The sequence below is a fragment of the Pseudomonas putida genome (assembly GCF_028682175.1).
Lineage (GTDB): Bacteria > Pseudomonadota > Gammaproteobacteria > Pseudomonadales > Pseudomonadaceae > Aquipseudomonas > Aquipseudomonas putida_AD.
Genome location: NZ_JANHKS010000074.1, coordinates 1 through 19,532 on the forward strand (window position 1 = coordinate 1; position 19,532 = coordinate 19,532).

The 19,532-nt window shown below is 62.1% G+C and carries 19 protein-coding genes; 5 read left to right on the top strand and 14 right to left on the bottom strand.

All coding sequences use genetic code 11. The annotated features are described in order from the left end of the window. Nucleotides 1-97 precede the first annotated feature (97 nt). Both NPS29_RS27250 and NPS29_RS27255 read right to left on the bottom strand, forming a co-directional pair. Nucleotides 98-859: a YdcF family protein gene (locus NPS29_RS27250; protein ID WP_274136537.1), complete on the bottom strand. Its 762-nt coding sequence runs from the start codon at nt 857-859 to the stop codon at nt 98-100. An 87-nt stretch (nt 860-946) separates the two neighbouring features. After that, complete coding sequence (locus NPS29_RS27255) at nt 947-1,333, bottom strand: hypothetical protein (protein WP_274136539.1); 387 nt, start codon at nt 1,331-1,333, stop codon at nt 947-949. 291 nt (nt 1,334-1,624) lie between these two features. On the opposite strand from NPS29_RS27255, the gene leuS reads away from it, so the two are divergent. From leuS to NPS29_RS27280, 5 genes are all read left to right on the top strand, one after another. Further along, nucleotides 1,625-4,231: a leucine--tRNA ligase gene (gene leuS / locus NPS29_RS27260; protein WP_274136541.1), complete on the top strand. Its 2,607-nt coding sequence runs from the start codon at nt 1,625-1,627 to the stop codon at nt 4,229-4,231. A gap of 89 nt (nt 4,232-4,320) precedes the next feature. After that, the gene (lptE, locus tag NPS29_RS27265; RefSeq protein ID WP_274136543.1) at nt 4,321-4,926 is read left to right on the top strand and encodes an LPS assembly lipoprotein LptE; all 606 of its coding nucleotides are present in this window, start codon (nt 4,321-4,323) and stop codon (nt 4,924-4,926) included. A 42-nt stretch (nt 4,927-4,968) separates the two neighbouring features. Further along, on the top strand, nt 4,969-6,006 hold the full coding sequence (gene holA / locus NPS29_RS27270) for a DNA polymerase III subunit delta (protein WP_274136545.1): 1,038 nt from the start codon (nt 4,969-4,971) through the stop codon (nt 6,004-6,006). A 201-nt stretch (nt 6,007-6,207) separates the two neighbouring features. Further along, complete coding sequence (arfA, locus tag NPS29_RS27275; RefSeq protein ID WP_274136547.1) at nt 6,208-6,366, top strand: alternative ribosome rescue factor ArfA; 159 nt, start codon at nt 6,208-6,210, stop codon at nt 6,364-6,366. An 89-nt stretch (nt 6,367-6,455) separates the two neighbouring features. Continuing rightward, nucleotides 6,456-7,790, top strand: a complete 1,335-nt coding sequence (locus NPS29_RS27280) for a lytic murein transglycosylase (RefSeq protein ID WP_274136549.1) — start codon at nt 6,456-6,458, stop codon at nt 7,788-7,790. Between the two features lie 185 nt (nt 7,791-7,975). Here the strand turns inward: NPS29_RS27280 and lipA are convergent, their stop codons facing one another. From lipA to NPS29_RS27340, 12 genes are all read right to left on the bottom strand, one after another. Then, nucleotides 7,976-9,025 (bottom strand): lipoyl synthase, encoded by a 1,050-nt coding sequence (gene lipA / locus NPS29_RS27285; protein ID WP_274136550.1) that lies wholly within the window; start codon nt 9,023-9,025, stop codon nt 7,976-7,978. Between the two features lies 1 nt (nt 9,026). After that, the gene (lipB, locus tag NPS29_RS27290; protein ID WP_274136551.1) at nt 9,027-9,674 is read right to left on the bottom strand and encodes a lipoyl(octanoyl) transferase LipB; all 648 of its coding nucleotides are present in this window, start codon (nt 9,672-9,674) and stop codon (nt 9,027-9,029) included. After that, nucleotides 9,674-9,949: a DUF493 domain-containing protein gene (locus tag NPS29_RS27295; protein WP_274136553.1), complete on the bottom strand. Its 276-nt coding sequence runs from the start codon at nt 9,947-9,949 to the stop codon at nt 9,674-9,676. Before NPS29_RS27295 ends, lipB begins: the two co-directional genes overlap by 1 nt. Before the next feature lie 97 nt (nt 9,950-10,046). Then, nucleotides 10,047-11,207, bottom strand: a complete 1,161-nt coding sequence (locus tag NPS29_RS27300; RefSeq protein WP_274136555.1) for a D-alanyl-D-alanine carboxypeptidase family protein — start codon at nt 11,205-11,207, stop codon at nt 10,047-10,049. 149 nt (nt 11,208-11,356) lie between these two features. Next, nucleotides 11,357-12,388: a septal ring lytic transglycosylase RlpA family protein gene (locus tag NPS29_RS27305; RefSeq protein WP_274136557.1), complete on the bottom strand. Its 1,032-nt coding sequence runs from the start codon at nt 12,386-12,388 to the stop codon at nt 11,357-11,359. Then, nucleotides 12,388-13,398, bottom strand: coding sequence for a lytic murein transglycosylase B (gene mltB / locus NPS29_RS27310; protein WP_274136564.1), 1,011 nt, complete (start codon nt 13,396-13,398; stop codon nt 12,388-12,390). The genes NPS29_RS27305 and mltB overlap by 1 nt, the downstream gene beginning before the upstream one ends. A gap of 44 nt (nt 13,399-13,442) precedes the next feature. Continuing rightward, complete coding sequence (gene rodA / locus NPS29_RS27315) at nt 13,443-14,546, bottom strand: rod shape-determining protein RodA (protein ID WP_274136565.1); 1,104 nt, start codon at nt 14,544-14,546, stop codon at nt 13,443-13,445. Between the two features lie 31 nt (nt 14,547-14,577). Next, on the bottom strand, nt 14,578-16,479 hold the full coding sequence (gene mrdA / locus NPS29_RS27320; protein WP_274136559.1) for a penicillin-binding protein 2: 1,902 nt from the start codon (nt 16,477-16,479) through the stop codon (nt 14,578-14,580). A gap of 31 nt (nt 16,480-16,510) precedes the next feature. After that, complete coding sequence (gene rlmH / locus NPS29_RS27325; RefSeq protein WP_037017961.1) at nt 16,511-16,978, bottom strand: 23S rRNA (pseudouridine(1915)-N(3))-methyltransferase RlmH; 468 nt, start codon at nt 16,976-16,978, stop codon at nt 16,511-16,513. A 9-nt stretch (nt 16,979-16,987) separates the two neighbouring features. Next, complete coding sequence (gene rsfS, locus NPS29_RS27330; RefSeq protein ID WP_274136561.1) at nt 16,988-17,380, bottom strand: ribosome silencing factor; 393 nt, start codon at nt 17,378-17,380, stop codon at nt 16,988-16,990. Nucleotides 17,381-17,396: 16 nt separating this feature from the next. Next, nucleotides 17,397-18,152, bottom strand: a complete 756-nt coding sequence (gene nadD / locus NPS29_RS27335; protein ID WP_274136562.1) for a nicotinate-nucleotide adenylyltransferase — start codon at nt 18,150-18,152, stop codon at nt 17,397-17,399. Beyond that, nucleotides 18,118-19,392, bottom strand: a complete 1,275-nt coding sequence (locus NPS29_RS27340) for a glutamate-5-semialdehyde dehydrogenase (RefSeq protein ID WP_274136563.1) — start codon at nt 19,390-19,392, stop codon at nt 18,118-18,120. The genes nadD and NPS29_RS27340 overlap by 35 nt, the downstream gene beginning before the upstream one ends. Nucleotides 19,393-19,532: the final 140 nt, after the last annotated feature.

Below are 19,532 nucleotides of genomic sequence, written 5' to 3' on the forward strand. Positions count from 1 at the left end.
TGTAGGAGTGAGCTTGCTCGCGATGCGTTTTTTCAGCCACCTACAAGGCGTCTGACTCAACGCTATCGCGAGCAAGCTCACTCCTACAGGTTTTGCATCACCGGTAGAACAATTTATACCCCACCAGCCCCGCCGCTTCGTTGAGCAACTGCCCGTTCTGCCACACCGCCCTGGCCTCCGGCGACCAGCCGCCAAACGGGCGGGCATTGTCCTTGCCCAGATACCCCACAGGCGCAGGCACCACGCTGAAACCGGCCTTCTCGAAGCTCCACACCGAACGCGGCATATGCCAGGCCTGAGTCACCACGACCACCCGCTTGATACCCTGAGGCAACAGCATGGCAGCGGACATCGTGGCGTTCTCCCAAGTCGTGCGGCTCTCGCCTTCCTGCCAGCGCACGGTCACGCCGAAGTCATCGCGCAGCGAATCGGCCATGATCGCCGCCTCGCTGGGCGGCTCACCGTAGTGCAGGCCACCGGTGACCAGAATCGGCAATCCCGAAGCCTTGGCCATCCGCGCCGCATAGCGCATCCGCTCAAGGGCGGTGCCGGTAGGAATGTCGCCACCCCAACTCGGATCATTGCGCTCGCGCCCCGAGCCCAGCACCACGATGGCATCGGCCCGTTGCGCCAGGGTCGCCCAGTCGCTCTGGGGCATGGGGGGAATTGTCTCGATGCCCTTGCCCGACCACTCGACCACGATCGGCAAACTCATGGCCCACATGCCGCCCAATCCGACCACAAACAGCACTCGCGCAACTAGCGGCCTGGACTTTCTCAACCACCAGGCAAACAGGATAAACAGCAGGAATATGCCCGGGGGCAACAAGAGGTTTTTGAGGAAGTAACGAAAAGGCATCGGGCATCTCCAGAAAGATGCCCGAAGCCTAAAAGGATTGACGCTAAGCAACAATGCTTAATCAGGCGGGATTGAAACCCGCGAAGGTTAACGCTTGAAATGTTTGCTGGAACTGTAACGACTCAACTTCGACGACACCTTGGCGCGACGCTGATCCTTCAGCCAGATGACATTGGCTGATGTGCGCGGGGCGCGGACCGGTTCGGACGGCTCACGTGACGCGCTTGAACTTCCCTTCTTCAGGTTCGATGCTTCCCCTTTTGCGACGGCTTCTCTCTTGTCCGGATGTGCAACATCCAGATAAGCCTCGATCAGCTGGAATTCGGCATGGCTCAAACCACGCAACTCCAGTTCAGCGGGGTATTCATTGCGAAGCCGGACTGCTGTTTTCGCCATGTCCAAGGCCAGCCCCAGACGATCGATCAAACGGTCATACAGATCAGGTTTCTCTACTTGGTGCCGCAACTCTCCCATCCGCTCACCTCACTGAAGATAAACACATACCCTCGTAAATGAGCTTAGCGGCACTGTAAAAACCGGCGCGATGCCGCGACCAACGGCGGCGCGCGGGCCATCGGGGCAAATCAGGGTTTCCCTAGGCAGTCGGCGCTCATGTATGCTACGGCGCTTCCTGTAATTCCACTTCCGCTCACCGGAACACGAACACCGCGCGTCAGCCGATGCCCCTTGAGGCAGGTAACGCCCACCCGTTCCGGGAACGCAGCGAAGAGGTCAAGGGTCACCAATCTCAAGTCAAAAGTAGCCATGCACGAACTCTATCAGCCCCGCGAAATCGAAGCCGCCGCCCAGACCTTCTGGGAAGAGCAAAAGTCCTTTGAAGTCAGTGAACAGCCAGGCAAGGAAACCTACTACTGCCTGTCGATGTTCCCTTACCCGAGCGGCAAGCTACACATGGGGCACGTGCGCAACTACACCATCGGCGACGTGATCTCCCGCTACCAGCGCATGCTCGGCAAGAACGTCCTGCAACCCATGGGTTGGGACGCCTTCGGCATGCCGGCGGAAAACGCCGCGATGAAGAACAACGTGGCCCCGGCCAAGTGGACCTACGAAAACATCGCCTACATGAAGACCCAACTTCGCAGCCTGGGCCTGGCGGTGGACTGGTCCCGTGAGGTCACGACCTGCAAGCCGGATTACTACCGCTGGGAACAATGGCTGTTCACTCGCCTGTTCGAAAAAGGCGTGATCTACCGCAAGAACGGCACCGTCAACTGGGACCCGGTCGACCAGACCGTTCTGGCCAACGAGCAGGTCATCGATGGCCGCGGCTGGCGTTCGGGCGCAGTGATCGAGAAACGCGAAATCCCGATGTACTACTTCAAGATCACGGCCTACGCCGATGAGCTGCTGGAGAGTCTGGATGACCTGCCGGGCTGGCCTGAACAGGTCAAGACCATGCAGCGCAACTGGATCGGCAAGTCCCGCGGCATGGAAGTGCAGTTCCCGTACGATCAGGCCTCGATCGGCGAAGCCGGCGCGCTGAAAGTCTTCACGACCCGTCCTGACACCCTGATGGGCGCCACCTACGTGGCCGTGGCCGCCGAGCACCCGCTGGCGACCCTGGCGGCGCAGAACGATCCTGAGCTGCAAGCCTTCATCAACGAATGCAAGAGCGGCAGCGTCGCCGAAGCCGACGTCGCCACCCAGGAAAAGAAAGGCCTGCCAACCTCGCTGTTCGTCGAGCACCCTCTGACCGGCGAAAAACTGCCGGTGTGGGTCGCCAACTATGTACTGATGCACTACGGCGATGGCGCTGTGATGGCAGTACCGGCCCACGACGAACGTGATTTCGAGTTCGCCAACAAGTACAACCTGCCGATCAAGTCGGTGGTGCGCACCAGCGCCGGCGACGAGTCCCCTGCCCCATGGCAGGAAGCGTATGGCGAGCACGGCGAACTGATCAACTCCGGCGAGTTCAACGGCCTGGACTTCTCCGGCGCGTTCGACGCCATCGAAGTCGCGCTGATCAAGAAAGAACTGGGCAAGTCGCGCACTCAGTTCCGCCTGCGTGACTGGGGCATCAGCCGTCAGCGTTACTGGGGCTGCCCGATCCCGATCATTCACTGCCAGGCATGCGGCGATGTGCCAGTGCCGGAAGATCAACTGCCCGTCGTGCTGCCTGAAGACGTGGTGCCGGACGGCGCCGGTTCGCCACTGGCGCGCATGCCTGAGTTCTACGAGTGCAACTGCCCGAAATGCGGCCAGCCTGCCAAGCGTGAAACCGACACCATGGACACCTTCGTCGAGTCGTCCTGGTACTACGCTCGCTACGCCTCGCCGCACTTCGAGGGTGGCCTGGTGGAAAAATCCGCGGCTGACCACTGGCTGCCGGTCGATCAATACATCGGCGGCATTGAGCACGCGATCCTCCACCTGCTCTACGCGCGCTTCTTCCACAAGCTGATGCGCGACGAAGGCCTGGTGAGCTCCAACGAGCCATTCAAGAACCTGCTGACCCAGGGCATGGTGATCGCCGAGACCTACTATCGCCGCGAAGCCAACGGTGCCTACACCTGGTTCAACCCGGCGGACGTCGAACTCGAGCGCGACAGCAAGGCCAAGGTCATCAGCGCCAAACTGATCGCCGACGGTCTGCCGGTGGAAATCGGCGGCACCGAGAAGATGGCCAAGTCGAAGAACAACGGCGTCGACCCACAGTCGATGATCGATCAGTTCGGCGCGGACACCTGCCGACTGTTCATGATGTTCGCATCGCCGCCTGACATGAGCGCCGAATGGTCCGACTCCGGCGTCGAAGGCTCGCACCGCTTCCTCAAGCGCGTCTGGCGTCTGGCTCAGGCCCACGTAGCTCAGGGGCTGCCGGGCAAGCTCGACATTTCCAGCCTGACTGACGAGCAGAAAGCCGTTCGCCGTTCGATCCACCTGGCCATCAAGCAGGCCGGCCACGACGTCGGCCAGAATCACAAATTCAACACCGCCATCGCTCAGGTCATGACGCTGATGAACGTGCTGGAAAAAGCAGCCCAGGACACCGAACAGGATCGCGCGCTGGTTCACGAAGGTCTGGAAACCGTCACCCTGCTGCTGGCACCGATCACTCCACACATCAGCCATGAGCTGTGGGGCCGACTGGGCCACACCGGTGCCGTGATCGACGCGACCTGGCCGGTACAGGATGAAAGCGCTCTGGTGCAGGACAGCCTGACGCTGGTCGTCCAGGTCAACGGCAAGCTGCGCGGGCAGATCGAAATGCCGGCCAGCGCCAGCCGCGAGGAAGTCGAAGCTGCTGCACGGACCAACGAAAATGTCCTGCGCTTCATCGACGGCCTGACGATCCGCAAAGTGATCGTGGTACCCGGCAAACTGGTGAACATCGTCGCCAGCTGATTGGATCGGGCGCCAGAACGATTCTGGCGCCGAACACACTTGCAGAGCCCGCACTTTCGGGTTCAAACGGATTCAAGGGGAGCAACAAGATGATCAAACGCAATCTGCTGGTAATGGGCCTCGCCGTGCTGCTGAGCGCCTGTGGTTTCCAGCTGCGCGGCACCGGCACCAACGCCCTGTCGATCAAGGAGCTGGACCTGAGCGCCCGTGACGCCTACGGCGACGTGGTCACCCAACTGCGTCAGACACTGACCAACAGCGGCGTGCACGTCTACACCGGCGCCCAGTACAAACTGTTCCTGGCCCGCGAAGACGAAACCCAGCGCACCGCGAGCTACGCAGGTTCCGGTCGTTCGGCTGAATATGAGCTGACCACCGTGCTCAAGTACGAAGTCCAGGGCATCAAGGGCGTTCCGCTGCTCGATGACAACGTTCAGACCACCAAGGTCTTCGTTCACGACGGCAACAACCTGATCGGTTCGGATCAGGAAGCCGAGCAGATCCGCAAGGAAATGCGCAGCGACCTGGTGCAGAAGATGATGGCACGCCTGCAACTGCTGACGCCGCAGCGTCTGGACGAGCTGCAAGCCAAGGCTGACGCCGCGGCCCGTGCACGGGCCGATGCCGAAGCGGCCGCCCAGCGCGTTCGCGACGAGACGCCTCAGCAGTCGCCTATCGAAATCCCGTCCAAGTGATGGCACTGGGGCCGGTTCGCCGGCCCCAACCTTTTCCGAATCATGAAACTCGCCCCCGCCCAACTCGCCAAACACCTGCAAGGCACACTCGCGCCTGTGTACATCGTCAGCGGCGATGACCCGCTGCAATGCCAGGAAGCCTGCGACGCCATCCGTGCCGCGGCTCGCCAGCAGGGTTTCGATGAACGCCAGGTGTTCAGCGCCGACTCAAACTTCGACTGGGGCACCTTGCTGCAAGCCGGGGCGAGCATGTCGCTGTTCGCCGAACGACGCCTGCTGGAACTGCGCCTGCCCTCAGGCAAGCCCGGAGACAAAGGCGCCGCCGCCCTGCTGGAATACTGCGCCCGCCCTGCCGAAGACACGCTGCTGCTCATCAGCCTGCCCAAGCTCGACGGTTCCGCACAGAAAACCAAGTGGGGCAAGGCGCTGGTCGAAGGCCCGCAAACCCAGTTCGTGCAGATCTGGCCGGTGGATGCCAGCCAGTTGCCGCAGTGGATTCGTCAACGCCTGGGCCAGGCCGGCCTGGCTGCCAGCCCCGATGCGGTCGAGCTGATCGCCGCGCGTGTTGAAGGCAACCTGCTGGCCGCCGCCCAGGAAATCGAAAAGCTCAAGCTGATGGCCGAACAGGGGCAGATCACTGTGGAAACCGTGCAAGCTGCGGTGGCCGACAGTGCGCGCTTCGACGTCTTCGGCCTGACTGACGCGATCCTCAATGGCGAAGCCTCCCACGCCCTGCGCATGCTCGAAGGCCTGCGCGGCGAAGGCGTCGAGCCTCCGGTGATCCTCTGGGCGCTGTCGCGGGAGCTGCGGGTGCTCGCCAACCTGGCGTTGCAATACAGCCAGGGCGTGCCGTTGGACAAGGCGTTCAGCCAGGCGCGACCACCCATCTGGGACAAGCGCAAGCCGTTGATGAGCAAGGCCTTGCAACGCCACTCGGCGCGGCGCTGGGCCCAACTGCTGATGGACGCCCAACGCATCGATGCACAGATCAAGGGCCAGGCCGAGGGTTCGGTGTGGAACAGCCTGAGCCTGCTGTCGCTGCACATGGCCGGGCAACGGCTGGCGCTGCCGTCGGAATAATCTTTCGCAAACACCACCTATCCGTAGCAGCACGGCTTGCCGGCGACGGCGCCCTTGTGAACGCTGTCGCCGGCAAGCCGGACTGCTACGGGGGTCAGCGGTGTCCATTCGGCTGGGTTCATAGCACAGATCAATTAGACCTGCGCCCGAATCTGGCCGATCATCCCCGCCGCTTCACCCACACCTGCGAGAGAAAATGCCATGAGCAAAGCCAAGAAGCGGCCGAACAAGGCCAAGTCCATCATCGCCCAGCCCCTGTTCCGCAGCCGCCAGGAACAACCCGCCAAGGGCAAGGGCAGCTACCGCCGCGAAGCCTTCCAGTCGAAAAACTGGGAGGCTTCTTCCGTTATGGCGGCCTGAAAAACACGCAAGGTTACTGACCGGCGCCCCGTCGGCCGGGCCAGCATGTTAAGGTCTACACCTTACGGTTTATACCTGTGGACCCCAGAATGCCCTTTAGCTTTCCCCGTCGTTGGCATGTCCGCCAACTGATCGCCGCCGCAAGCACACTCGTGCTGGTTGCCTGCGCGGAGCAGCCCACTGCCGCCGTCGCCACTCCGCTTCAAACCGCTCCCATGCAGGTCGCCAAGGCCTCGCCGCCGCCTCCCGGCGCCGTAGCGCAGCCAGATGATGGCAATTTCGAAATCCAGCCGGCCATGAGCTTCAGCGAGTGGCAGAGCATGTTCCGCGCCCAGGCCCTCAATGCCGGGATTCGTCCGGATGTGTTCGACAAGGCTTTCGCTGGCGTGACCCCGGACATGAGCGTGGTCAAGGCTGACCGCAGCCAGCCCGAGTTCACCCGCCCGGTGTGGGAGTACCTCGATGGCGCGATGTCCGCCGTGCGCGTGCGCAAGGGCCAGGCGTTGCTGGCTCAGTACGCCGACGTGCTGACGGCCATCGAACAACGCTACGGCGTCGACCGCCAGGCGCTGATCGCGGTGTGGGGCATGGAAAGCAGCTTCGGGCAGTTCCAGGGCACTCAGTCGGTGATCCGCTCGCTGGCGACCCTGGCCTATGAAGGCCGTCGGCCACAGTTTGCCCAGGATCAACTGATCGCCGCGCTGCAGATCATCCAGCACGGCGATATCGACGCGCCAAGCATGCTGGGCTCGTGGGCCGGTGCGATGGGGCAGACTCAGTTCATCCCCACCACTTACAACACCCATGCCGTGGACTTCGACGGCGATGGCCGACGCGACATCTGGAACTCGCCTGCCGACGCCCTCGCCTCCACTGCCCACTACCTGCAAAGCTCAGGCTGGCAGAAAGGCCAGCCCTGGGGGTTCGAAGTGCAATTGAGCCAGGGTTTCGACTATGCCCTGGCCGATGCCTCGACCCGCAAGAGCATTGGCGAGTGGCAACAACTGGGTCTCAAGCTGCCGAACGGTTCGACCCTGCCCGGCAACCTGTTGCAGCAGCAGGCGGCCCTGTTGCTGCCAGCCGGCTACAAAGGCCCTGCGTTCCTGGTGATGGATAACTTCCGGGCGATCCTGAAGTACAACAACTCGTCGTCCTATGCACTGGCCATCGGGCTGTTGTCCGAGCGTTTCACCGGTGGCGGCTATGTGATTGGCCAATGGCCACGCGGTGACCGCCCCCTGAGCCGCTCCGAGCGCATCGAGCTGCAAACCCTGCTCTCGGCCCGCCAGTATGACGCAGGTGCCCCGGACGGCATCATCGGCGCCAACACGCGCAAGGCCATTCGCAGTGCGCAGCAGTCGTTTGGCTGGCCGGCGGACGGTTACCCGACGCAAGAGCTGCTGGATAACCTGCGCAGGCCCTGAAGCACCTACTGTAGGAGCGCGCTTGCCCGCGACCGCGTCATTTCAGACACTGATGTACTGAATGGCACACCTCGTCGCGGGCAAGCGCGCTCCTACAGGGAGTACCGCACAAATAAAAAGGGCCGGATATCGCTATCCGGCCCTTTTTATCGTTCCCACGCTCTGCGTGGGAACCCGACCAGCCATCAACCCGCCGTCAGCAACGACTTGGTCAGCTTGGCCTGTTCGTCAGCGTGGTACGAGGAACGCACCAGCGGGCCCGACGCAACGTTCTTGAAGCCCATCTTGTAGCCTTCCTCGGCGAACCAGGCGAAGGTGTCCGGGTGCACGAAGCGCTGCACCGGCAGGTGGCTGCGGGAAGGTTGCAGGTACTGGCCCAGGGTCAGCATGTCGATGTTGTGCTCGCGCATGCGCTGCATCACTTCGATCACTTCCTCATCGGTCTCGCCCAGACCCAGCATCAGGCCGGACTTGGTCGGAACGTGAGGGACCATTTCCTTGAAGCGTTGCAGCAGGGTCAGCGACCACTGGTAGTCCGAGCCCGGACGCGCAGCCTTGTACAGGCGCGGCACGGTTTCCAGGTTGTGGTTGAACACATCCGGCGGCGTGGCAGCGGTGATTTCCAGCGCGATGTCCATGCGGCCACGGTAGTCCGGAACCAGCGTTTCCAGTTGCACATTCGGCGACAGGGCACGGATTTCGCGGATGCAGTCGGCGAAGTGCTGGGCACCGCCGTCACGCAGGTCATCACGGTCAACGGAGGTGATCACGACGTACTTGAGTTTCAGGTCGGCGATGGCAACCGCCAGGTTCTTCGGCTCGTCCGCGTCCAGGGCTTTAGGACGGCCATGACCCACGTCGCAGAACGGGCAGCGACGGGTGCAGATGTCACCCATGATCATGAAGGTCGCGGTGCCGCCGGAGAAGCACTCACCCAGGTTCGGGCAGGACGCTTCTTCGCAGACGCTGTGTAGCTTGTGCTTGCGCAGCAGCTGCTTGATGCGGTCGACTTCCGGGGAAACCGGGATGCGGACGCGAATCCAGTCGGGCTTTTTCGGCAGCTCGACCGTCGGGATGATCTTCACCGGGATGCGAGCAACTTTTTCCGCACCGCGCAGCTTCACGCCGGCTTCAACTTTGGGACGCGCTGCACGCTCAGGCGTTACAACGTTCACTGTCGGGATCAGGGTCTCTGTAATCACGGCTGTCTCTGCCGCTTCATGCGCAGTAGTCATATCAATCGATTCCGCCCGCTAGGGTCGTCTGCTCAGCATAGTCGAGGTGTCTGACGAGCTGCGCACGCAGCCGGGCACTAACCTCGGCAAATTCAATCGGCCCTGCCAGATCGCGCAGCTGGGTCATGGCCAGCCCCGCGTACCCACAGGGATTGATCCGTTGGAACGGTTCCAGGTCCATGTCGACGTTCAACGCCAGCCCATGGAACGAACAACCGTTACGGATACGAAGGCCCAGGGATGCGATCTTCGCCCCATCGACGTAGACCCCCGGTGCCTCGGGTCTGGCAGCTGCCGTGACGCCGTAGCTGGCCAGCAGATCGATCAGGCTGTTTTCGATCCGGGTGACCAGTTCGCGCACGCCAAAACCCAGGCGACGCACGTCCAGCAACAGGTAAACCACCAGTTGACCGGGACCATGATAAGTCACTTGGCCACCGCGATCGACCTGTACCACCGGAATATCACCCGGAAGTAGTAGATGCTCGGGCTTTCCGGACTGCCCCTGGGTGAAAACCGGCGGGTGCTGGACCAGCCAGATTTCATCAGGGGTTTGCCGATCGCGCCCGTCGGTGAAGCGCTGCATGGCTTGCCAGGCGGGCTCGTAGTCGATCAGTCCGAGATCACGAAAGCCCAGACGTTCGCCCATCACAGCACCATGTGCACGAAACCTGTGGCCCGCAGCTCGCTGTTGATGTTGTAGAGCTGATCCTGGTCGGTGGCGAGGATGTGCAGCTGCACGGTGGTGTACTTGCCGTTGCTGCTCTGGCGTTCGTCCACGCGTTCATCGTTGATCTTCGCGTGCTTGCCGACGATCTCGATGGCTTTGTCTTTATTGCCGGCTCCGGTATCGCAAATGATCTTGATCGGATAATCGGCGCATGGGAATTCGATTTTTGGGGCTTTAACTTCGGTATCTGTCATGGCAGTAACGGCCTCGTAAGCCGGAAAACGGACAGGCCCCCACCGCGAAAGCGGCAGGGGCACACGGAACGCTGATCGTTTCCGGGATCAGTAACGATCAGTTGAACAGACTGTAGAAGAACATGCGAATGCTGTCCCACAGGCGGCGGAAGATACCACCTTCCTCAACGCCGTCCATCGCGATGAGATTAGCGGTGCGCACGACCTTGTCTTCCAGCTTCACTTCAACCTGGCCGATCACGTCGCCCTTGGCGATAGGTGCAACCAGCTTCGGATTGATGGTCATGCTGGCGGTGAGCTTCTTCATCTCGCCTTTAGGCATGGTCATGGACAGATCGTCGGCCAGGCCGGCCTTGACCTGACGCTCGGTGCCTTTCCAGACGGCAGCCTGGGCCAGTTCGGTGCCCTTCTGGTAGAAGGTCTGGGTTTCGAAGAAACGGAAACCGTAGGTCAAAAGCTTCTGGGTTTCAGCAGCACGGGCCTGCTCGCTGTTGGTACCGAATACCACGGCAATCAGACGCATGCCGTCACGAACGGCCGAGGACACCATGCAGTAGCCGGCTTCTTCGGTGTGGCCGGTTTTCAGACCGTCGACGGTCTTGTCACGCCACAGCAGCAGGTTGCGGTTCGGTTGCTTGATGCCGTTCCAGAAGAACTCTTTCTGCGAGTAGATCGCGTAGTGAGCCGGGTCTTCGTGGATGATCGCACGTGCCAGCAGCGCCATGTCGTGCGCGGTGGAGTAGTGATCCGGGTTCGGCAGGCCGGTCGGGTTCATGAAGTGGCTGTTGACCATGCCCAGGTCGCCAGCGGTCTTGTTCATCATGTCGGCGAACGCATCTTCGCTGCCGGCGATGTGCTCGGACACCGCGACGCTGGCGTCGTTGCCCGACTGGATGATGATGCCGTGCAGCAGGTCGCTGACAGTCACCTGGCTGCCGACCTTGATGAACATCCGCGAACCACCGGTGCGCCAGGCGTTTTCGCTGATGGTCACCGGGTCGTTTTCGCCGATCTGGCCGCGACGGATTTCAAGAGTCGCAATATAGGCCGTCATCAGTTTGGTCAGGCTGGCCGGCGGCAGGCGCTGGTCACCGTTGTTCTCCACCAGAACGTTGCCGCTGTTGGCATCCATCAGCACATAAGCCTTGGCAGCCAGTTGCGGTGGCGATGGCGTCATCTGCTCTGCCGCGAAGACGGCAGGCGCGGTGAACAGTGGAATAAGCAGGCAAAGTCTTTTTGCGAAGGTGGTGATGTTCATCCGTCTCTCGAAAATGCTAATGGGCAAACATGCCCTTGCGGGCAAAGCGGTGGTGCCGGGCTTTCCCGGCAAACGGGCCCACATTCTACAGATGTGCCCGTGAAATGTGGCTGACAACCCTTGCTCTGGCGGCAAGTCTGATCCAATTGTTACTGATCTGAAGTGACGACGCTCGGCGACCCCAGGTTGGCCGATCTCACACTGTTCTGCAGCTGCGCGGCTTCACCCGGCGTGTCGACCGGCCCCATCCGCACGCGATAGAGCGTCTGCTGGTTGCGTGCGATCGAGCTCACGAAAACCGGCGCCCGCACCATCCCGCTCAGCTTGGACCTCAGGAGTTCCGCAGCGTCCGGGTTGGCGAAGGCTCCCACCTGGAGAAACAGCCCAGACGCTGGTCCGGAAGCGTTTTTTTTTGCATCGATCGGAACCGGCGATACCGGCGCGGCATGCTGCTGCGGCGGTGGCGTCCATTGCTCGATGGTGCCCGCCGACGCGGTAATCACCGGCGCCGCCGGTTGCGGACGTGCCGCCGGGCCGCTGAGCGCCACTTGCGGCTGATCCAGCATCAACGGCGCAGGTTTGCCACGCTGGGCCCAGTACTGGGCCGGGTCGATGCCTTCAACCTTGACCCGCGCGGTGCCGATCTCGGCATAGCCGAGCTTCTTGGCGGCCGCGTAGGACAGGTCGATGATGCGGTCCGAGTAGAACGGCCCACGGTCATTGACCCGCAGGATCACGGTGCGGTTGTTGTCCAGGTTGGTCACGCGAACGTAGCTGGGCAGCGGCAGCGTCTTGTGCGCCGCGCTCATGCCGTACAGGTCGTAGACCTCGCCGTTGGCCGTGTTCTGGCCGTGGAACTTGGTGCCGTACCAGGAGGCCGTGCCGGTCTGCACGTAGCTGGCCGAGTCGCTCAGCGGGAAGTAGGTCTTGCCCAGCACCGTGTAGGGGTTGGCCTTGTAGGCGCCGGTGTGCAGCGTTGGCACGGCGTCGGGAATGCGCGACACATCGACATCCCACCACGGCGCGCCGTCCTTGTGGGCACGGTTGATGTCCAGCCCCGGCTGGGAGCGGATGATGTTGCCTTGCTGGGTCGGTCGACTGGTGGAACAGCTGACGACCAGCAGTGCCAGCGCCGCGAAGGCCATCAGTTTCAATGGTTGTTGCATCGGCAATGACCGCATTACTTGACGCCCCGAGCTTGAACAAGCAGTTCAGACAGCTGATGCACGGCCATGGCGTACATCACGCTGCGGTTGTACCGCGTGATTGCGTAAAAATTCTTCAAACCCATCCAGTATTCAGGGCCATTGTCGCCTTCGAGGCGAAAAGCCGTGACCGGCATATCATCGCGCAGCGCATCATGACTCGCCCAGCCCAGGGCTCGCAACTCCCCGACGGTCTTCACAGGCTCGATGCCCGGGCTCAGACCCTGGTCGACACGGTCGCCACTGACGCTCGCCCGGCTCACGACACCTTCGCCCGCGACCCAGCCATGGCGCTTGAAATAACTGGCGACGCTGCCGATGGCATCGTCCGGGTTGTTCCAGATATTGATGTGGCCGTCGCCGTCGAAATCCACCGCATAAGCTCGAAAACTGCTCGGCATGAACTGCGGCAACCCCATGGCGCCGGCGTACGATCCCTTGAGCGTCAAGGGGTCGACCTGCTCTTCGCGGGCCAGCAGCAGGAACTCTCGCAGCTCCTTGCGGAAGAATTCCGCACGAGGAGGATAGTCGAAACCCAGCGTCGATAACGCATCGATTACCCGGTAATTTCCGGTATTTCGACCAAAAAATGTTTCAACGCCAATGATCGACACGATCACCTGGGCAGGCACGCCGTACTCTTTTTCAGCACGTGCAAGCACTGCCTCATGCTGGCGCCAGAAGTCCACGCCACGGGCGACGCGGGCGTCGGTGAGGAACATCGGGCGGTAATCCTTCCACGCCTTCACCTTCTCGGCAGGCCTTGAAATGGCATCGAGAATCGACTGTTTGCGCTGCACATCACGAAACACTTCGATCAGTTGTTCACCCGCGAAACCGTAGTCGCGCGTCATGTCACTGACGAACTGAGCGACCTGGGGCGAACCCTCATAGTCGCCGGCAAGCGACTCCTGCACTGACCCGAGGATGCCCATCAGACCGACCAGCGGCACATATCGAGCAGCCCAGCCACGCACTACCTGCATTGAATTCTTTACCTTAGGAAAACCTGAACGGTTTCTCACCTTAATCAAACCTGAGCGATCCACTTGCGGTGGGTATGGATCGACATCAAAACCCCAAACGCTGACAGCAGCGTCACCAGCGAAGTTCCGCCATAACTAATGAAGGGCAACGGCACACCTACCACCGGGAGCAAACCGCTGACCATACCGATGTTGACGAAAACATACACAAAAAACGTCATTGTCAGGCTGCCCGCCAGGAGCTTGCCGTAGAGCGTCTGGGCCTGGGCGGTAATCACCAGGCCCCGACCGATCAGCAGCAGATAGATCAGCAGCAGCGCACAGATGCCCACCAGGCCGAACTCTTCGCCCAGTACCGCGATGATGAAGTCGGTGTGGCTTTCCGGCAGGAAGTCCAGGTGCGACTGGGTGCCCAGCAGCCAGCCCTTGCCGAAGACGCCGCCCGAACCGATGGCCGCCTTGGACTGGATGATGTTCCAGCCGGTGCCCAGCGGGTCGCTCTCGGGGTCGAGGAAGGTCAGGATCCGCTGCTTCTGGTAGTCGTGCATGAAGAAGAACCACATGGCCACAGCCACGGGCACGGCAGCGGCAAGCACGCCGATGATCCAGCGCCAGCGCAGGCCGGCCATGAACAATACGAAGGTGCCCGACGCCAGGATCAGCAGCGAAGTCCCCAGGTCAGGCTGGCGCACGATCAGGATGAACGGCACGCCGATCAGCGCCAGGCTCACCGCAACGTGCTTCAGATGCGGCGGCAGCGTGCGTTTTGACAGGTACCAGGCGATGGTCGCCGGCATGATGATCTTCATGAATTCCGAGGGCTGGAAGCGAATCACCCCGGGAATGTTGATCCAGCGCGTCGCGCCCATGGCGTTATGGCCCATGACGTCCACCGCCACCAGCAACAGCACGCCGAAGACGTAGGCCACCGGCACCCAGCGGGCCATGAAACGCGGCTCAAGCTGAGCGATGACAAACATCGAAACCAGACCGATGCCGAACGAGGTGGCCTGTTTGATCAGCAGGTCCCAGCTCTTGCCGCTGGCCGAATACAGGACGAACAGGCTGCCGGCGGCAAGCGTCAGCAACAGGATCAGCAACGGGCCATCGACATGGATTTTTTGCAGGAAGGTGGCGCGACGGCGCATCACATCTTCGCTGGAGAGGATGCGGTCGAAATTACTCTTCACGGGCCGCGGTCTCCGGAGGCAGTGTATTGCTGGCGTATTCGGGTTTCAGGCGGCCATCCGGGCCCAGCAGCCACGCATCCATGACCTGGCGCACCACAGGCGCGGCGACCCCGGAGCCGGACTCGCCGTTCTCGATCATCACCGCCACCACGATTTTCGGGTTGTCCGCCGGGGCAAAGCCCACGAACAGGGCGTGGTCGCGGTGGCGCTCCTGGACCTTGGAGCGGTCATACTTCTCGCCCTGGCGGATGGCCACGACCTGCGCCGTACCACTCTTGCCCGCGATGCGGTACTGGGCGCCGACCGACGCCTTGCGCGCCGTACCACGCGCGCCGTGCATCACCTGCTGCATGCCATGGTTGACCTTGGCCCAGTCGGACGGGTCGCGCAGGACGATGTCCGGCATCGGGTTGGCATCCACAGGCTTCTGACCCTCGATGGTCTTGGCCAGGTGCGGGCGGTTCCACTTGCCCTTGTTCGCCACCAGCGCAGTGGCCTGCGCCAGTTGCAACGGGGTGGCCTGCATGTAGCCCTGGCCGATCCCCAGGATCAGGGTTTCGCCGGGGAACCACGCCTGACGGCGGGTGATGCGCTTCCAGTCACGCGATGGCATCAGCCCCGGGGATTCTTCGAACATGTCCAGCGAGACTTTCTGGCCGATGCCGAACTTGTTCAGGTACGAAGACAGCCGGTCGATGCCGACCTTGTGCGCCAGATCATAGAAGTAGGTGTCGTTGGAGCGCATGATCGCGGTGTCCAGGTCGACCCAGCCGTCACCGGTACGGTTCCAGTTACGGTATTTGTGATCGTAGTTGGGCAGCATGTAGTAGCCGGGGTCGAAGACCCGGGTGCTTGCCGTCACGACGCCAGTGTCCAGGCCGGCGATGGCCACGGCCGGCTTGATGGTCGAGCCCGGCGGGTACAGGCCGCGCAGGATGCGGTTGAACAGCGGGCGGTCAACCGAATCGCGCAGCTCGGAATAGGCCTTGAAGCTGATGCCTGTCACGAACAGATTCGGGTCGAAACTTGGCTGGCTGACCATCGCCAGCACTTCGCCGGTGCTCGGGTCCAGCGCAACAACCGCGCCACGGCGCCCGCCCAGCGCAACCTCGGCGGCTTCCTGCAACTGAATGTCGAGGCTCAGGACGATGTCCTTGCCGGGCACAGGATCTGTGCGCTTGAGCACGCGCAACACCCGCCCGCGAGCGTTGGTTTCGACCTCTTCGTACCCCACCTGGCCGTGCAGGTCAGGCTCGTAGAAGCGCTCGATACCGGTCTTGCCCATGTGGTGGGTGCCGCTGTAGTTCACAGGATCGAGGGTTTTCAGCTCTTTCTCGTTGATCCGGCCCATATACCCGACCGAGTGCGCGAAATGCGCGCCCTGCGGGTAGTGGCGAATCAACTGTGCGACCACTTCAACGCCTGGCAGGCGGAACTGGTTGACGGCAATCCGGGCGATCTGTTCTTCGGTCAGCTCGAACAGGATTGGCACCGGCTCGAAAGGCCGGCGCCCCTGCTTCATGCGTTTTTCGAAGATGATCCGGTCGTCCGGCGTCAGTTCGAGCACTTCGACGATGGTGTCCAGGATCTTGGCCCAGTCACCGCCGGAACGCTCGCGGGTCATGCTCAGGTTGAAACTGGGCCGGTTGTCAGCTATCACTACGCCATTACGGTCGTAGATCAGGCCGCGACTCGGCGGAATCGGCTGCACGTGAACCCGGTTGTTCTCAGACAGGGTCGAGTGGTAGTCGTACTGGATGACCTGCAGGAAATACAGCCGCGCCACCAACACGCAGATCAGCACGATCACGATGCCAGCGCCGACCACGACACGGTTACGCACCAGGCGTGCGTCCTTTTCGTGATCTTTCAGGCGTATCGGCTGAGACATTTAGGGCGTGTTCACAGTGAAGGCAGCGGCGCTACTTGTGATAAGGGTGACCGGACAACACCGTCCAGGCACGATAAATCTGCTCGCCGATGAGGATGCGCACCAGCGGGTGCGGCAACGTCAGCGGCGACAACGACCAGCGCTGTTCGGCACGGGCACAGACTTCCGGCGCCAGCCCTTCCGGGCCGCCGACCATCAGGTTGACCGTGCGCGAATCCAGTCGCCAACGGTCAAGCTCGCCCGCCAGCTGCTCTGTACTCCACGGTTTGCCATGCACCTCGAGGGTGACGATCCGCTCGCCCGGCTGCACTTTCGCCAGCATGGCCTCACCTTCCTGACGGATCAGGCGGGCCACGTCGGCGTTCTTGCCGCGGGTATTGAGCGGAATCTCCACCAGTTCGAGGGCAAGTTCCGATGGCAGACGCTTGGCGTATTCGTGCCAACCTTCTTCCACCCACTTGGGCATGCGTGAACCGACGGCAATCAGGCGCAGACGCACGACAAGCCCTTATTCGTTGCCTGGCGTGTGGTGCGCGCCGCTGGCGGCACGGCTCTGCTCGGCGCCCATCCACAGACGCTCCAGGTCATAGAACTGGCGAGCTGCGGCGGTCATCATGTGCACGATCACGTCGCCCAGGTCCAGCAGGACCCAGTCGCTTTCGCCCTTGCCTTCTTCGCCCAGCGGCTGTGCGCCACGGGATTTGACGTTCTCGCGAACCTTGTCGAGCATCGCGTTGATCTGACGGTTCGAGGTACCGGTGGCGATCACCATGTAGTCGGTCAGGCTGTGCTTGTCCTTGACGTCGATGACCTGGATGTCCTGGGCCTTCACGTCTTCCAGGGCGGCCTTGGCCAGTTCAACCAGCTCTTCGCCGGACAGGGAAATCTTTTGCTGTGTCATATAAAACTCATTCAGTTCAATTGGGCGCGCGGTACAGTCCGTGCGCCTCGATGTAGGCCAGTACCGCGTCTGGCACCAGAAAACGTACCGACTTACCGCTGGCCAGCAGTTGACGGATCTGGGTGGCAGACACCGAAAGCGGTGTCTGCCAGACGAATGTAATGTGTCCGCCCGGGCCTTTGAGGGCCTTCGGATCGCTGACCGCTCGCGCCGCCAGCAGGTTGCGCATGGCGTCAGGCGACTCGCTGTCGGCGTCCGGGCGTTGCAGCACCACGATATGGCAGTGCTCCAGTAACTCTTCCCATCGATGCCAGGTCGGCAGGCCACAAAAGGCATCCCAACCCAGCAGTAAAAATAGCTGATCATCGACGGCAAGTTCTTCGCGCATCGATTCCAGCGTGTCGATGGTGTAAGACGGTTTGTCCCGCAGCAATTCGCGGTCGTCCACCGTCAATGGCGACACGCCTTGCACCGCGCTGCGAACCATCGCCAGACGGTCCTGCGCAGATACACCTGGCATATCGCGATGAGGTGGCCGGGCGCTGGGCGTCAGGCGCAACTCATCGAGTTCAAGCAGCGCGGCGACTTCCAGGGCGCCGCGCAAATGGCCGATGTGCACCGGGTCGAAGGTCCCGCCCAGCATGCCGATACGTTTCGGCGTGCGCGAGGCTTTCTTCCCGGCAGACTTGACCACTGTTTTCGTATTCTTGCCCGTCGGCTGCCGAAGGTCGGCCAAGTCAGACCGGCCCCTGCCCGCGCAATTGGCGGCCATCGCCGACCACCAGGTACTTCTCGCAGGTCAGGCCTTCCAGGCCAACCGGACCTCGGGCGTGGATCTTGTCGGTGGAAATGCCGATCTCCGCGCCAAGGCCGTATTCGAAACCGTCGGCAAAACAGGTGGGTGCGTTGATCATCACCGAGCTTGAATCGACCTCGGCCATGAAGCGGCGCGTCTGACCCTGGTGCTCGGAGATGATGGCGTCGCTGTGATGCGAGCCGTAATGATTGATGTGCTCGATGGCCTGGTCCAGGCCGGTCACCACGCGAATCGACAGGATCGGCGCCAGGTACTCGGTGTGCCAGTCGTCTTCAGTGGCCGCAATCGCCTCGATCAGCTCGCGGGTGCGCTCGCAACCGCGCAGCTCGACGCCCTTCTCGCGGAACTGGGCAGCCATCTGCGGGAGGAAATCGGCGGCAATGGCCTGATCCACCAGCAGGGTCTCCATGGCGCCGCAGATGCCGTAGCGGTAGGTCTTGGCGTTGAACGCGATGCGCTGGGCCGCTGCCAGATCGGCGTGGGCACTGACATAGACGTGGCAGATGCCATCCAGGTGCTTGATGACCGGCACCCGGGCTTCACGACTGACGCGCTCGATCAAGCCCTTGCCACCGCGCGGGACGATCACGTCCACGTATTCAGGCATGGTGATCAGGGCGCCAACGGCGGCGCGGTCCGTGGTTTCCACCACCTGAACCACGGCAGCGGGCAAACCGGCCTCGGCCAGACCGCGCTGAATGCAGGCGGAAATGGCGCGATTGGAATTGATGGCCTCGGAGCCGCCACGCAGGATGGTGGCGTTGCCGGACTTCAGGCACAGGCTCGCGGCGTCGATCGTCACGTTCGGACGCGACTCGTAAATGATGCCGACCACGCCCAGCGGCACGCGCATCTTGCCGACCTGGATGCCCGAAGGCTGAAAACTCATGTCACGGATGGTGCCGATGGGGTCCGGCAGACCTGCGACCTGACGCAAACCGGCGATCATGCTGTCGATGCGCGCAGGGGTCAGGGCCAGACGTTCCAGCAGAGCAGCTTCCAGACCATTGGCGCGACCGGCGGCCAGATCCTGTTCGTTGGCGGCGACCAGCTCGTCACGGGCAGCGTCCAGCGCCGCGGCGGTGGCGGCCAGGGCGCGGTTTTTCTGCGCGGTACTGGCGCGGCCGATCACACGCGAAGCTTCGCGGGCGGCGCGACCCAGGCGGGTCATGTAGTCAAGAACGGACTCAGTCATGGTCTCAGAGGTCTTGGCAGAGAAGAAAGCGGCCGATTATAGCTGCCGGGCGTGACGAACGACAGCGGCGACAGGCGGATGGTCGATATAAGCCGGTTTTGTTGGGTGAAATTTACGAGTTGCCACCGTAGCAGCACGGC